The 14,072-nt window shown below is 54.8% G+C and carries 17 protein-coding genes; all 17 read left to right on the plus strand.

What is annotated here, in order from left to right; genetic code table 11:
- A partial coding sequence (locus PVA01S_RS12615) for a RibD family protein (RefSeq protein WP_164751815.1) occupies positions 1-344 on the plus strand: 344 nt, incomplete at its 5' end.
- Positions 345-348: 4 nt separating this feature from the next.
- Entirely contained in the window at positions 349-1,017 is a 669-nt protein-coding gene (ribE, locus tag PVA01S_RS12620; protein WP_127607927.1) for a riboflavin synthase, read from the plus strand.
- 26 nt (positions 1,018-1,043) lie between these two features.
- The gene (locus PVA01S_RS12625; RefSeq protein WP_127607928.1) at positions 1,044-2,261 is read left to right on the plus strand and encodes a bifunctional 3,4-dihydroxy-2-butanone-4-phosphate synthase/GTP cyclohydrolase II; all 1,218 of its coding nucleotides are present in this window, start codon (positions 1,044-1,046) and stop codon (positions 2,259-2,261) included.
- 59 nt (positions 2,262-2,320) lie between these two features.
- The gene (ribH, locus tag PVA01S_RS12630) at positions 2,321-2,788 is read left to right on the plus strand and encodes a 6,7-dimethyl-8-ribityllumazine synthase (RefSeq protein ID WP_054798535.1); all 468 of its coding nucleotides are present in this window, start codon (positions 2,321-2,323) and stop codon (positions 2,786-2,788) included.
- A gap of 82 nt (positions 2,789-2,870) precedes the next feature.
- A complete protein-coding gene (locus PVA01S_RS12635) occupies positions 2,871-3,656 on the plus strand; it encodes a segregation and condensation protein A (RefSeq protein ID WP_127607929.1) in 786 nt (261 codons plus the stop codon).
- Positions 3,625-4,242, plus strand: coding sequence for an SMC-Scp complex subunit ScpB (gene scpB, locus PVA01S_RS12640; protein ID WP_054798543.1), 618 nt, complete (start codon positions 3,625-3,627; stop codon positions 4,240-4,242). The genes PVA01S_RS12635 and scpB overlap by 32 nt, the downstream gene beginning before the upstream one ends.
- Positions 4,243-4,363: 121 nt before the next feature.
- Positions 4,364-5,041 (plus strand): DUF2953 domain-containing protein, encoded by a 678-nt coding sequence (locus PVA01S_RS12645; RefSeq protein ID WP_164751816.1) that lies wholly within the window; start codon positions 4,364-4,366, stop codon positions 5,039-5,041.
- A 108-nt stretch (positions 5,042-5,149) separates the two neighbouring features.
- Positions 5,150-5,641 (plus strand): GerW family sporulation protein, encoded by a 492-nt coding sequence (gene ytfJ, locus PVA01S_RS12650; RefSeq protein WP_127607931.1) that lies wholly within the window; start codon positions 5,150-5,152, stop codon positions 5,639-5,641.
- A 200-nt stretch (positions 5,642-5,841) separates the two neighbouring features.
- A complete protein-coding gene (locus PVA01S_RS12655) occupies positions 5,842-6,528 on the plus strand; it encodes an SOS response-associated peptidase (RefSeq protein ID WP_054798541.1) in 687 nt (228 codons plus the stop codon).
- Between the two features lie 192 nt (positions 6,529-6,720).
- Positions 6,721-7,896, plus strand: a complete 1,176-nt coding sequence (locus PVA01S_RS12660; protein ID WP_372812969.1) for a D-alanyl-D-alanine carboxypeptidase family protein — start codon at positions 6,721-6,723, stop codon at positions 7,894-7,896.
- A 53-nt stretch (positions 7,897-7,949) separates the two neighbouring features.
- Entirely contained in the window at positions 7,950-8,549 is a 600-nt protein-coding gene (locus PVA01S_RS12665) for a nucleoside recognition domain-containing protein (protein ID WP_127607932.1), read from the plus strand.
- A 6-nt stretch (positions 8,550-8,555) separates the two neighbouring features.
- Entirely contained in the window at positions 8,556-9,092 is a 537-nt protein-coding gene (locus PVA01S_RS12670; protein WP_127607933.1) for a spore maturation protein, read from the plus strand.
- A 73-nt stretch (positions 9,093-9,165) separates the two neighbouring features.
- On the plus strand, positions 9,166-9,507 hold the full coding sequence (locus PVA01S_RS12675) for an N-acetylmuramoyl-L-alanine amidase (RefSeq protein WP_054797286.1): 342 nt from the start codon (positions 9,166-9,168) through the stop codon (positions 9,505-9,507).
- An 18-nt stretch (positions 9,508-9,525) separates the two neighbouring features.
- Positions 9,526-10,296 (plus strand): pseudouridine synthase, encoded by a 771-nt coding sequence (locus PVA01S_RS12680; RefSeq protein ID WP_127607934.1) that lies wholly within the window; start codon positions 9,526-9,528, stop codon positions 10,294-10,296.
- Positions 10,297-10,356: 60 nt separating this feature from the next.
- Entirely contained in the window at positions 10,357-10,881 is a 525-nt protein-coding gene (gene resA, locus PVA01S_RS12685) for a thiol-disulfide oxidoreductase ResA (protein ID WP_127607935.1), read from the plus strand.
- A 246-nt stretch (positions 10,882-11,127) separates the two neighbouring features.
- A complete protein-coding gene (gene resB, locus PVA01S_RS12690) occupies positions 11,128-12,819 on the plus strand; it encodes a cytochrome c biogenesis protein ResB (RefSeq protein ID WP_127607936.1) in 1,692 nt (563 codons plus the stop codon).
- Positions 12,816-14,063: a cytochrome c biogenesis protein CcsA gene (ccsA, locus tag PVA01S_RS12695; protein ID WP_127607937.1), complete on the plus strand. Its 1,248-nt coding sequence runs from the start codon at positions 12,816-12,818 to the stop codon at positions 14,061-14,063. The genes resB and ccsA overlap by 4 nt, the downstream gene beginning before the upstream one ends.
- Positions 14,064-14,072 lie beyond the last annotated feature (9 nt).

The raw sequence follows: 14,072 nt of genomic DNA on the forward strand, positions 1-14,072 counted from the left end.
GCGCTCTCGAAGCGCGCGGCGTGCGCATGGTCGACTGCGGCCCGGGGCCGGCCGTCGACCTGAACGCCGCCATGAGGCGGCTCGGCGAGCTCGAGATCGGCTCGCTGCTCGTCGAAGGCGGCGGCAAGCTGAGCGGAGCCCTGCTGGCGGCCGGGCTCGTCGATAAGCTGGTGCTGTTCCTGGCGCCGAAAATCATCGGCGGCGGAGCATTGGCACCCGGCAACTTCGATTTTCCCGGCTTCGAGACGATGAGCCGGGCGATCAAGCTCGAACGGCTTCAGGTGGAACGCTGCGGCGAGGACGTGTGCTTGTCCGGTTATCCGCGGTACGAAAGCGAGGAATGACAAGATGTTTACGGGCATTATCGAAGAAATCGGCACGATGCGCCGCATCGCCAAACAAGGCCAAGCCATGGTGCTCACCATCGGCGCGAAACGTATACTGGAAGACGTGAAGCTGGGGGACAGCATTGCGGTGAACGGCGTGTGCTTAACCGTCGTCGCTTACGACGAGTCAAGTTTTACCGTCGATGTGATGCCGGAGACCTTCCGCCGAACGAACCTGGAACGGCTGCAAACCGGCGCTCGGGTGAATCTGGAGCGGGCGATGGCGGCGAACGGCCGCTTCGGCGGTCATATCGTACAAGGTCATGTCGACTCGACGGGCATCATCACGAGTCGAACGCCGGAAGAGAACGCCGTCGTGTTCCGGGTGGAGCCGAGAGATGCGGGGATGATGAAATACGTCATTCCGCACGGCTCGATTACGATCGACGGCATCAGCTTAACGGTCGTCGAGTCGGGGGAAGCGCATTTTACCGTTTCGATCATTCCGCATACGCTGGCAGAGACGATACTGGAGCACAAGAAGGCCGGAGACGAAGTAAACCTCGAGGCCGATGTGCTGGGTAAATATATCGAGCGATTGCTGGGCTTCCGCGGCGCGGGTCCGGAAGGACAAGGCAAGCCGCAGAGCCGGCTGACAGCTTCATTTTTGACGGAGCACGGGTTTATGTAACCCAAACTAGTGGGAGGCGAGAGAACATGACGGCACCGATTCAATTTCATTCGATCGAAGAGGCGATTTACGACCTGATGCTGGGCAAAGTGATCATCGCCGTTGATGACGAGGACCGGGAGAACGAAGGCGACTTCATTGCCTTGGCGGAGAAAGCGACGCCGGAGATCATCAATTTCATGATCAAGGAAGGGCGCGGACTCGTATGCGTACCGATTACCGAGGAGCGGGCTCAGGAGCTCGATTTACCGCCGATGGTCGTGCGCAACACCGATTATCACGGCACGGCCTTCACGGTTTCCGTCGATCATGCGGAAACGACGACCGGCATCTCGGCTTCGGAGCGCTCCCGCACGGTTCAGGCGTTGATTGATCCGAAGACGAGGGCGCATCAATTCCGCCGGCCGGGCCACATTTTTCCGTTGATCGCGAAAAAGGGCGGCGTGCTCCGCAGAGCGGGCCATACGGAAGCGGCCGTCGATTTAGCCCGGATGTGCGGCGCGTATCCGGCTGCCGTCATCTGCGAGGTCATTAAGGAAGACGGGGAAATGGCGCGTGTGCCGGACCTGATGGAAATCGCGCAAAAGCATGATTTGAAAATTATCACGATTCAAGATATGATCAAATACCGCAATTATAAAGAAAAACTCATTAACCGCGAAGTGGAAGTGCGGATGCCGACCGACTTCGGCAGCTTCACGGCCATTGCGTATTCGAATGTCGTCGACCAGAAGGAGCATGTGGCGCTTGTCAAAGGGAACATCGACACCGACACGCCGACGCTGGTGCGCGTTCACTCGGAATGCTTGACCGGCGACGTGTTTCATTCGCACCGCTGCGATTGCGGTCCGCAGCTCGCCGCGGCGCTGAAGCAGATCGATGAAGCGGGCTCCGGCGTGCTGCTCTATATGCGTCAGGAAGGCCGCGGCATCGGCTTGATCAACAAGCTGAAGGCGTATAAGCTGCAGGAAGAGGGATTCGATACGGTCGATGCGAACCTGAAGCTCGGCTTCGACGCGGATCTGCGCGACTACGGCATTGGAGCGCAAATATTGAAGGATCTCGGCATCAGGAAAATCCGTTTGCTCACGAACAATCCGCGTAAAATTCGCGGACTCGAAGGCTACGGGCTGGAGGTCATCGAACGCATACCGATTCAGATGGATGAGAACGAAGACAACACCCACTATTTGCATACGAAACAAGCGAAGCTCGGTCATTTGCTCAATTTTGCACAAGATTAAGCATGGCGGGCTTGGCCGCATCAAAAAAAATATTGAATTCGGAAGGAAGTTGTGAGATTATGGCGAAAGTATACGAAGGTCATTTAGTGTCGAAAGGTCTGAAATACGGGATCGTAGCAGGCCGTTTTAATGAATTTATTACGAGCAAGCTGGTCGGAGGCGCACTGGATGCGTTGAAACGTCACGGCGTGGAAGAAGACGAGATCGAGCTGGCTTGGGTGCCGGGCGCTTTTGAAATTTCATTGATCGCCCAGAAAATGGCAGAGAGCGGCCGTTACGACGCAGTCATTACGCTGGGGGCGGTCATCCGCGGATCAACGCCGCATTTCGACTACGTGTGCAACGAAGCGGCCAAAGGAGTGGCTGCAGTCGGGCTGAAAACGGGCGTGCCGACGGTGTTCGGCGTTCTGACGACCGATTCGATCGAGCAAGCGGTCGAGCGGGCAGGCACGAAGGCGGGCAACAAAGGCTGGGAAGCCGCGGTTACAGCGATCGAGATGGCCAATCTGGTTAAGCAGTTTAAATAAACAATAACGAACCATACAGATAAGATCTACAGCGGGCGGGCAGAAACTAGCGGGAAGTGGGGAACAAGGGGGAACAAGCGACATGAAGGTCACGGTAAAGCTCGAAACGTTTGAAGGCCCCCTTGATTTGCTGCTTCACTTGATCGATAAAGCGGAAGTCGATATCTATGATATTCCGATTAAAGACATTACGGATCAATACATGGAATACCTGGACGCCATGACGGAGCTGGAGCTCGAATTCACGAGCGAGTTTTTGGTGATGGCGGCGACGCTGCTTTCGATCAAAAGCAAGATGCTGCTGCCGAAACCTCCGGTCCTTGATCTGGATTTCGACGATTATTTGATGGACGAAGAATACGATCCGCGTGCCGAGCTTGTGGCCAAACTGATCGAATACCGCAAATACAAAGCGATCGCCGATCATCTGCGTGACAAGGAAGTGGAGCGCAGCTTGATTTATACGCGCGAACCCGAGGACTTGACGCCTTATGTCCCCGTCGTTGTGGATAATCCGGTCAAAGGTCTGCATGTCTCCGATCTGGTTCAGGCGTTCCGCAAAGCGATGCGCCGGATGCAGAGCCGCAATGCGGTTTCCAAAATCCGCAAAGACGAAATTTCCGTCAAGGATCGGATGTTTCAGGTCATTGGCGCGCTCGAGCAGCACGGAGGGAAGCTTCTGTTCTCCAAACTCCTGGATCAGGAGCGGACAAGGGATTCAATCGTGGTCACCTTCCTGGCATTGCTGGAACTGATGAAGGTGAAGAAGATCGTATGTTTTCAACATCAATTATTCGACGATATCGTGATAAAGGTGCGGGAGGATGGAACGGCAGATGGATTCTGGGCAGATGAAATCAGTTATTGAGGGTTTGCTGTTCGTGGCGGGAGACGAAGGGCTCGACGCCAAGCAGCTGGCCGAAGTGCTGGAGCAAGATGCCGCTTTTGTCACCGACCTCGTGCTGGACCTGCAAAGCGAATTGAAGCGGCAAGGGCGGGGCATTCAAATCGTGGAGCTGGCGGGGACGTATCAGTTGTCCACGGTGCCGGAGCATGCGCCGTTCTTCGAACGCTTGGCGTATTCCCCTTCTCGAACGTCGCTTTCGCAAGCGGCTCTGGAGACGCTCGCGATTGTTGCGTATCGGCAGCCGATTACGCGTATCGAGATCGAGGAAATCCGCGGCGTGAAGGCGGACCGGGCGCTGCAGACGCTGGTGGCCAAGGATTTGATTCAAGAGGTGGACCGGGCGGATGCGCCGGGAAGACCGATTTTATACGGGACGACCAAATCGTTTCTCGACTATTTTGGATTGGGCAGTTTGACCGATTTGCCGGAAACGAGTTTGTTCGAGAACGACGACAACCTGGAAGAGGAAACGCGCTTGTTGTTCGAGAAGCTGGAAGGGGAGCAAATGACGTTCGAAGACGTGTCTTCGAAGTCGAACGACTTCTGAAACGTGCATGTTTTACCAAGGTAAAGCCATACTAACTCCTGAGGAAATGAAGCGGCAAGCTTCCGGTACCGGGAGTTTTTTGTGTTTTCCCCAGAATTTTGCCGTGCGGGAGGAGATTAGCATGGTTTGGGTTTGGATGGCCGCGGGACTGCTCTTCGTGCTGCTTCTCCTCTTGGGAAGCCGGGTGAACATTCGACTCGCCTTCACCCATCAGGATAAGAACGACGAGATTTCCGTTGAAGTCAGGGCGCTGCTAGGTCTCGTCCGTTTTCGCTATGAAGTGCCGACCCTCCGTTTCAAGGGTCTTCGCGCCGGGCTGGAAGTGAAATCCGAACAAGTCAACGCCGGGGCAGGGCGCTTGATTGCCGATCGGAAAGAAACGATCAACGCGGATAAAATCAAGCAGATGTTCGAGGATGTACGGATACTGCTGACGCATTGTTTCGATTTCAACGAGTGGCTGAGCCGGATGCTTCGGCATGTCCATTGTACGAAGCTGAATTGGAAAACGTCGGTCGGCATTGGGGATGCGCCTGAGACAGCCTTTCTGGTCGGGACGCTCTGGGGGGTGAAGTCGTCGCTGCTCGGGTTTGTATGCCGGTACATTCGTTTGGAAACCCAGCCGCAGCTGCAGGTGACGCCGGTTTTTAATCAAATGATGTTCTTGACCGAAGGGGATTGTACGATTCGTATCCGGATCTGGCATTTGCTTTCCGGAGGCGTTCAGCTCCTGATGCGCATCCGCAAGACGGAAGGCGGCCTGCAAGCTTGGCGCCGTGTGCTGATGCCGACGTCCTGAATAACGAAGCGACGCGACTTCGGATTCTGTTTCCCCTACATAGTCTGGAGGTACTCCGGTTAAGCTAAAACTGTTCTTTAATCCGACTTCAGACAGGAGGTTTCCACGTTGGCAGAGCATCCGATTCAAGGGTTAATGAAGACGGCCATGGAAAATATTAAAGAAATGGTCGACGTCAATACGATTGTAGGCGACCCGGTCGAAACGCCGGACGGCAGCATCATTATGCCGATCAGCAAAGTCGGTTTTGGCTTCGCGGCAGGGGGCAGCGAGTTCGTCACGGCGGAAGAGCATGCGAATGGGAACGGCGGTAACCGCCATGATGCGATGAACGCTTCGGTTGCGCTTCCGTTCGGCGGAGGCAGCGGCGGCGGGGTGTCGATTACCCCGATCGCATTTTTGGTTGTCGGCAAACAAGGGGTCAAGATCGTGCCGCTCGACAATCAAACGCACTTGCTGGAACGAATTATCGATTCAGCGCCGCAAGTGGTCGACCGCATTCAATCGATGATCAAAAACGGCGGCAAAGCCGGCTCCACTATGGAGACAGAGTCGACATCCGTAACGAACAACATCGAGAACCAAAATTTCATCGTTTAACTTTATCGAGAAGCTGCCCGGTCCAGGGCAGCTTTCTTTATGCGATTCCGCTGTCCGCTCGAGAAAGGATAACCCCCGCTGCATGTTCCATCAAGCGGTATTGCTCTTTCCGGGTCTAAGGAATATAGTTGATGTAGACTGCTTTTGCTTGCTTTGCGGCAAAGGCGACGAATGGAACAATAAGTAAGGAGTTATGCCTCGTGTGCGGACGGTATACGATTACGGTTTCGTGGGATGAGCTGATGATGCGCTTTTTGCTGGATGGAAGACCGGGTAAATACCAGCCGCGGTACAATGCCGCCCCCGGCCAGTGGATCCCCGCGATTCTCGGCGGCGAACCGGGCTTTGGCGAACGTGCGGCGAACCGTCTCGGGGAGCTCCGCTGGGGGCTTGTACCTTCATGGGCGCAAGACGCCAAGTCGGGTGCGCGCATGATGAACGCAAGAGCCGAAACGGTTGCGGAGAAGCCGTCGTTCCGAACGCTGCTGTCGCGTAAGCGCTGCCTCATTCCTGCCGATGGCTTCTACGAATGGAAGAAGACCGGCGGGGGGAAACAGCCGGTGCGATTCGTGCTGAAAGACGGAGGCTTATTCGGGATGGCGGCGCTTTACGATACGTGGGTCGGGGAGGACGGCGACAAGCTGCATACGTGCACGATTGTGACGACTGCGGCCAACGGATTAGTTGCGGAAGTCCACGAACGGATGCCGGTCATTTTGACCCGGGAGCGGGAGAAGGTGTGGCTCGACCGCAGCGTCCGCGAACAGGCGGAGCTGCTGCCGCTGCTCGAACCGTTCCCGGCGGAGCGGATGGATTATTACGAGGTGCGGCCCGAAGTCGGGCGCGTTGCCTATGACGAGCCGGACTGCATCCGGCCATTAGCCTAAAAGCTTGCAAGAACGAAGACCGTCAAGGTGAATTTGCGCCTTGCCGGTTTTTTGTGTACCGTCCGCATGCATACATAACCAGGTCCGATTCGCATATACATGTACAAGTAGGCCGAACTTGTCCTTCGATCGTTTGTTTGTGTCGGGGCAATTCGTCCGCCGGTGATACAGGAACGTTTTGGTGGGAGGATCATGATGAGAAGACTATGGTTTCTGTTGTTGGCCTTATGGCTTGTCGCCGCCGGCTTCGGCGGTATTCCGACCGCGCAGGCGGCTCCGGGAATAAGCACCAGCGCGGAAGGCGCGGCGCTGATCGACGTCACCTCAGGCAGGCTGCTGTACAGCGTCAAAGGGGACAAACAGATGCGTATCGCCAGCTTGACGAAGATCATGACGGCGATCGTGGCCATCGAGAACGGCAAGCTGACGGATTTGGCGAAAGTCAGCAAGAACGCCTTCGGCAAAGAAGGCTCCTCGATTTATTTAAAGCTGAATGAAGAGATGAATTTGAAAGACTTGCTGTACGGACTTATGCTTCGTTCCGGCAACGACGCCGCAACCACGATAGCGGAGCATGTGGGGGGCAGCGTCGAGGGCTTCGCCTATATGATGAATGAGAAGGCGAGAATGATCGGAATGACGCGCTCCAGCTTCAAAAACCCGTCCGGCTTGGATGAAGAAGGCCATTACTCTACGGCGAGCGATATGGCCAAACTGACTGCTTATGCATTGAAAAACCCGGTCTTCCAGGAAATCGTCAAAACGAAAGTCAAAAAAGTGCCGAATCCGAATGAATCCTGGGATTACTCTTGGGTCAATAAAAATAAAATGCTGTCGCTGTACGACGGGGCGGACGGCGTGAAGACCGGGTACACGAAGCTGGCCAAGCGCTGCCTGGTCTCTTCCGCGACGCGGGGCGGACAACAATTAGCCGTTGTCACGCTGAACGATCCGAATGACTGGATCGATCATACGCAGCTGCTCGATTACGGCTTCGAGCACTACCCGCTCACGACGCTGATCGGCAAAGCGGAGCCGGTTGAAGGCACGGAATTCGTGGCTGGGGCACCTTTCCGATATCCGGCCGAGCAGGCGGAGAACGGAAAATTCGAGCGCAAGCTGATATTGAACGACGTCACTTCCACTGATTACAAGCTGGGCTTGAAGGGACGGATCGAGTTTACGTTGAACGGCAGAGCCATCGGTAACGTACCGCTTGTAGCCAAGGATAGTCCCCGGCTTTCCGCAACGGACCGGTCAACGTTCGCATTCTCCGAGTCGGATGCGGACGGTTGGCGGCTTTCGGATAGATGGTTATACATTTTAAGCGCATTCACCCGGGTGATGTTCACAGGACAAACCGATTAATCGTACGACAAGGGTTCCAGTCCGATCATGGGAGGGAAGGGGCATGCCTAGTTATGGTCAACTTTATTTGGTTGTTCTTTATCGTTGCCGGATTCATCGTCGCCGCATTTCAGGGAAGAATCGATTTGGTGACCGAGGCCGTTTTTGAAGGCGCGAAAAGCGGCGTCACCGTTTGTTTCGGCCTGATCAGCATCATGGTGTTCTGGCTCGGGATGATGCGGATCGCCGAGGATGCAGGCCTGCTGCGAACGATGGCCAGACTGCTCAGCCCCGTCGTCCGCATGCTGTTTCCCGGTGTCCCGAAGGATCATCCGGCGCTCGGATACATCATGTCGAACATGAGCGCGAACATTTTCGGACTCGGGAATGCGGCTACGCCGATGGGCATCAAAGCGATGCAGGAGCTGCAGAAGCTGAATCCGCACAAGGAAATCGCAAGTCCCGCCATGTGTACCTTGCTTGCGCTGAACACGGCGAGCATTACCTTGATCCCGACGACGCTGATCGCCATTCGCATGAGCTACAACTCGGCCAATCCCGCGGAAATCGTCGGCACGACCTTAATGGCCACCTTCATTTCGACGCTGGCGGCGATCGTGGTCGACCGATGGTACAGAAGTCGAAATTCGCCGAGCGATTTGAGGAAAGGATGAGGCGCCGTGTATGAATGGGTCAACTTAATATCCGCCTGGGCGATTCCCGTTATCATCGTGTTTATCCCTTTATATGCCGCTTACCGGAAAATCCCCGTCTACGAATCGTTCGTGGACGGGGCGAAAGACGGCTTCGATACGGCGATCCGCATCATTCCTCACCTCGTCGGCATGATGGTGGCGATCAGCGTATTTCGCGCGTCCGGCGCGATGGATTTATTCATCGGCTGGCTGAAGCCGATTTGTGAACGATTCGGGGTGCCGAGCGAAATCATCCCGCTTGCTTTCTTGCGTCCGATTACCGGCGCAGGATCGCTCGCTTTCACGACCGATCTCATCTCGCAGTTCGGGCCGGATTCGATGGTCGGGCGCATCGCCTCCACGATTCAAGGCAGTACGGATACGACGCTGTACGTCATTACCGTATATTTCGGCGCGATCGGCATCCGTAAAGCGGGATACGCCCTGAAGGTCGGCCTGATCTCCGACGCCGTCGGCTTTATCGCCTCGATCTTCATTTGTTATTTGGTGTTTACCGCGTAATGGCTTCCTTCGTTTCACCCCCTCCTTTGTCCGTACATATACTAAGGCAGCGATCCCGGAAGAGGTGACCTGTATGGTGTATTACGGCATTATCATTCATCATTCCGCTTGTCCCGCCATTAACGGAAAAGGGTATGACCTGTTTATCGCCAGGAACGGCGTCATCATCCCTTCTTCCGCCCAAACGGACCCGCTGTACATTCATATTTGCTTGGAAGGCGACTATACGGAACCGCGCAGCATCCGGACGCCCGAAGAGAAAGAGCAATGGTTTGTGCTGAACAAGCTTGTTTTGCGTTTATCCGAAACGTACGGTTTTGGGCCGAAAGATCTCTTTCCGCACTCCGTCTCGTGCCCCGGAGCTGCTTTTCCTTGGTCTCAGCTTGTGATTTCACCCGAGGATAGGTATCATTAGCTTGAGGTGACTAGAGAAATGGAACGTTTGCAAAAAGTGCTTGCCGAAGCCGGCATCGCATCGAGAAGAAAATGTGAGGAATTAATAACCGCCGGCCGGGTGCAGGTGAACGATCAAGTGGTAACAACCTTGGGGGTCAAAGTGGATGCGAGCCAAGACTTGATTAAAGTAGACGGAAGGCCGATCCGCAAGCAGTCCAAGGTTTACGTGATGTTCAACAAACCGAAGGGCGTTATCACGAGTGCCGAGGATCCGGAAGGCCGGAAGACGGTGACGGATTTCTTTAAACATTTGAAGGAGCGGATTTACCCGATCGGACGGCTCGATTACGACACCGAGGGATTGCTCTTGCTGACGAACGACGGAGAGTTTGCGCATCTGTTGACCCACCCCAAGCATCACGTGCCCCGCACGTACTTGGCGACGGTCAAAGGGGTGCCGCACGGTTCATTGCTGGACAAGCTGAGGGACGGCATCAAGTTAGAGGACGGGATGACTTCTCCGGCCGAAGTGGAATATCAGGACGTGAATCCGGAGAAGAATGAAACGGTCGTCAAGATTACGATTTACGAGGGCCGCAACCGCCAGGTGCGGCGCATGTTCGAGGCCATTCATCATCCGGTCGTCAAGCTGAAACGGGTGCAGTTCGGACCGCTTCAGCTTACCGGCGTGCCCCGGGGCAAGTCGCGGAGCTTAACGCCGCACGAAGTGGACGAATTGCGCACCGCAGCGCTCGAAATGGGGAAAGGCAAGTCACATAATATTCAAAAAGGTGAATCCGACGCTTGACAATTTTCGCTATAATAAAGTTAGGAACGGACAAACAGTCGGGTTTGAAGGTGTGGGATGATGGGGAAACATAGAACTTGGATACAAATTGCCATTTTTGCCGTTGTCATTCTCGTGGGCGGTTGGACGTTGACGAACAATTTGTTCTTCAGCGACAAGAAGCCGACGGAAGGCGCTTCGGCCCCGAACTTTAAGCTGGTCGGCCTGGACGGGAATATGAAGGAGCTTGCGGAGCTCAAGGGAAAAGTCGTAGTCGTTAATTTTTGGGGGACGTTCTGCGAGCCGTGCCGGGACGAAATGCCGGCGCTTGAACGTCAGAAGGAGAAATGGGCCGGAAAAAATGTGGAAATTCTCGGCCTGAACCTGAATGAGCCGCGGGTGGCCGTCGAGAACTTTGTTAACCAATATAAGGTGACCTTCCCGATCTTGCTCGACAAAAATGAAGAAACACGAAAGCGTTACGGCGTATCGCAATATCCGACGACGTTCTTCATTAAGCCCGACGGCAAAATCGGAGCCATCCGGGTTGGGCAAATGGACGAAGCCTTTATCGATCAAACGATCTCTTCCTTGCTTCCGTCTTAGGTAAGGCTACACCGCTAACCGGATCCGGAGCGAAGCAAGCACGATTATTTTTACTATTCTTAACGAGCGATTTATTTGAACGGGTTTAGCGGAGGTTAGGGTGAGGCCGGAGAGTTTACGTGCTGCCTTTGAAATCGACGTTCTACCCTGCTTGGGTTGATGATTCCAAGAACATCGATTTCAACAAAAGCCGCAGGCCCATCCTAACCGCAGCGGCCTCCCATTCCAATAAATCGAGGAGGACACATGATTCACAACACCAAATGCGAATGCGGACACCAAAATCCCGTCGCCACGCTGCTATGCGAATCGTGCGGCAAGCCGCTGGAGGACGAAGGAGGGGCCGAGCCGCTCGAGATGAAATACGACGGCATGGCCAGACGCTCGCAGCGGGCGAATCCCGGGCTGTTGGACCGGGTATGGAACTTTTTTTCCTCGGTTAAAATCGCCATTTATTTAATTGTCATCACGCTGCTGGGCTCTGCGCTCGGTACCATTTATCCGCAGGAAAACACGTTCCTCAACATCGACCCGTCCGTTTATTACGAGCAAACCTACGGGACATTGGGCTACATTTATTATTTACTCGGGTTATCGCATACGTTCGAGTCGTGGTGGTTCATCACATTGCTTCTCATGATTGGCACGTCGCTTATCGTGTGCAGCCTCGACCGTGTGCTGCCGCTGTATCGCGCGTTAAGCAAGCAGCAAATCCGCAAGCATCTGAGCTTCATTACCCGTCAGAAATTGACGTATTCCGGCCCGATTCCTGTTGGCGCGGTACCGGGCGGACAGCCTGAAGCAGCGCCGGAGCAGGTATGGACGGAAACGGCCGCCAAGGCGCTTCGGAAAGCCCGTTACCGCGTGTATACCGACGGTACGGCGCTGCTTGCGGAGAAATACCGGTTCAGCCGGTGGGGGCCCTACATCAATCATATCGGACTTATTATCTTTCTTGGTGCGGTGCTGATGCGAAGCATTCCAGGCTGGCATATGGATCAGCACATCGGGTTTCCCGAAGGCAAGCTGGTGAAAATTCCCGAGACGAATTATTATTTGAAGAACGAGAAGTTTACTCTGGAGTATTACAAGCCGGAGGAAATGTCAGCCGAGTTTCGTTCCAAGGGACTCGATGTCCCGAAAGTATACGAAACGAAAGCGACGTTATACGCCTGTCTGGCGGATTGCGACGATCCGACGAAGGAACCGGTGCTCAAGGAAGTGCATAAGCAAGACATCATCGTGAACAAGCCGCTTGAGTATCAAGGTCTGCTCGCTTATCAATTCGACTTCAAGCCATCGCCGATGCTAATCTCGGTCAAGCCATCGTTGAAGAATAAAGAAACCGGCGAAACGTATGGCAGCTTTGAACTCTCGATGGACAATCCGAAGGAACAGTACAAGGTCGGCCCGTACGAATTAAAGCTCAAAGCGTATTTTCCGGAATTCGCGCTGGATAGCAAAGGCATGCCGATAACGAAATCGAAAGACCCGCTGATGCCGGCTTTCGTCTTCACGATAACAGGTCCTGGACTGCAGCCGCAAGGGGAGCCTTACATGTACTTCCCGCGTCAAGTCGACAAAGTCAATTTCCGGCAGGATGAAATTAACGGAGCGCTCGGCGCGAAGCTGGAGCTTGCGGTCGGTTCGATGGAGAACGTTAAAATATCCGAGTACATCAGCTACTTGAATATCCGGGTTGACCGGGCGATGCCGTTCATTTGGATCGGCACCGCCATTTCGATGATTGGTTTGATTATGGGCTTTTATTGGAATCATCGCCGGGTTTGGCTGCGCATTGACGACGGCAAGCTGGCGCTCGGCGCGCATACGAATAAAAACTGGTACGGGTTGCGCAAGGAAGTTTCGCAGGTCCTCGCCAAAACGGGGATCGAGGTCGATCCGAATGCGCTCGAAAGAAGGGTGGAACAAGCGTGAGCAGCGCATCATTGCTGATAGCTTTCATAGTGTATTCGCTTGCATTGCTGGGATTCGTCATCGGCATTACAGGTAAAAAATCGGTTCAAGTGACGGACCCGGAAACGTACGTCAAGAAATGGGGCAGCATCGGACTGACGCTCACAATCGTCGGTTTTCTGTGTCATGCCACGTTTTTCTTTACCCGTTGGGCCGAGGCCGGACATATTCCGACGAGCAACATGTATGAGTTTATGACGTTTCTAGGCATGATGGTCGTACTGGCGTTCATTGTCGTATTCCTGATTTATCGGACTACGGTACTCGGCGTGTTCGCCCTGCCGGTTGCCATCATTATCATCGCCTATGCGTCGGTATTTCCGCACGAGGTGCAGCCGCTTATTCCGGCGCTGCAAAGCTACTGGCTGAAAATCCACGTGACGACGGCGGCGCTGGGCGAAGCGTTCTTCGCCGTCGGTTTTGCCGCCGGACTGATGTATCTGGTCCAGAACGTCAATTTCAGCAGCTCGGAGCGAAAGGACAGGCGTGAGCAGCGCGGTGTGGAATTCACGCTGTTCATCTTGGTGGTAGTCATCGCCTTCGTCGCGGCTATCTTCAGCTTTAACGGCTCCGGCTACAAGGCGGTGTTCTCCAGCAACGTCATCGTGACGGACGTAAACAACGTGGAACAAACCGTGAAACAGGAAACGACGTACGTGCTGCCGCCGCTGGTCGGACCTCATCAAGCCGAAACGGTGCAGATGACACCGTTCTTCGGGATGTCGGAGCCGCTGTTCGAAGCGCCGTCCTGGATGAAGGGCGCGAACGCAGGCAGGAAGCTGAACACGGTGATCTGGTCGCTGCTAAGCGGAGCGATTCTGTACGGGCTGCTCCGGCTTATCGCTCGTAAGCCGCTGGGCGCCGCGCTTCATCCGATGATGAAAGGGATCGATGCGGACGATATCGATGAAATCGGCTACCGCTCGATTGCCATCGGTTATCCGATCTTTACGCTGGGCGCCTTGATATTCGCCATGATTTGGGCGCATGAGGCATGGGGGCGCTTTTGGGGCTGGGACCCGAAAGAAGTGTGGGCGCTCATCGTCTGGCTGTTCTACGCAGCCTACCTGCACTTCCGGCTATCCCGAGGCTGGCAGGGGAAACGTTCGGCCTGGCTCTCGGTGATCGGATTCCTCGTCGTCATGTTTACGTTGATCGGCGTCAATCTGGTCATTGCCGGTTTACATTCCTATTCCGGCGTTTAAACGGGTTTG

It is taken from the genome of Paenibacillus validus NBRC 15382, from assembly GCF_004000985.1.
Classification (GTDB): Bacteria; Bacillota; Bacilli; order Paenibacillales; family NBRC-103111; genus Paenibacillus_G; species Paenibacillus_G validus.

Coding starts and splice junctions, on each gene's coding strand:
- ribE (WP_127607927.1), top strand. CDS start 349: ATGTTTACGGGCATTATCGAAGAAATCGGCACGATGCGCCGCATCGCC.
- PVA01S_RS12625 (WP_127607928.1), top strand. CDS start 1,044: ATGACGGCACCGATTCAATTTCATTCGATCGAAGAGGCGATTTACGAC.
- ribH (WP_054798535.1), top strand. CDS start 2,321: ATGGCGAAAGTATACGAAGGTCATTTAGTGTCGAAAGGTCTGAAATAC.
- PVA01S_RS12635 (WP_127607929.1), top strand. CDS start 2,871: ATGAAGGTCACGGTAAAGCTCGAAACGTTTGAAGGCCCCCTTGATTTG.
- scpB (WP_054798543.1), top strand. CDS start 3,625: ATGGATTCTGGGCAGATGAAATCAGTTATTGAGGGTTTGCTGTTCGTG.
- PVA01S_RS12645 (WP_164751816.1), top strand. CDS start 4,364: ATGGTTTGGGTTTGGATGGCCGCGGGACTGCTCTTCGTGCTGCTTCTC.
- PVA01S_RS12660 (WP_372812969.1), top strand. CDS start 6,721: ATGATGAGAAGACTATGGTTTCTGTTGTTGGCCTTATGGCTTGTCGCC.
- PVA01S_RS12665 (WP_127607932.1), top strand. CDS start 7,950: ATGGTCAACTTTATTTGGTTGTTCTTTATCGTTGCCGGATTCATCGTC.
- PVA01S_RS12675 (WP_054797286.1), top strand. CDS start 9,166: ATGGTGTATTACGGCATTATCATTCATCATTCCGCTTGTCCCGCCATT.
- PVA01S_RS12680 (WP_127607934.1), top strand. CDS start 9,526: ATGGAACGTTTGCAAAAAGTGCTTGCCGAAGCCGGCATCGCATCGAGA.
- resA (WP_127607935.1), top strand. CDS start 10,357: ATGGGGAAACATAGAACTTGGATACAAATTGCCATTTTTGCCGTTGTC.
- resB (WP_127607936.1), top strand. CDS start 11,128: ATGATTCACAACACCAAATGCGAATGCGGACACCAAAATCCCGTCGCC.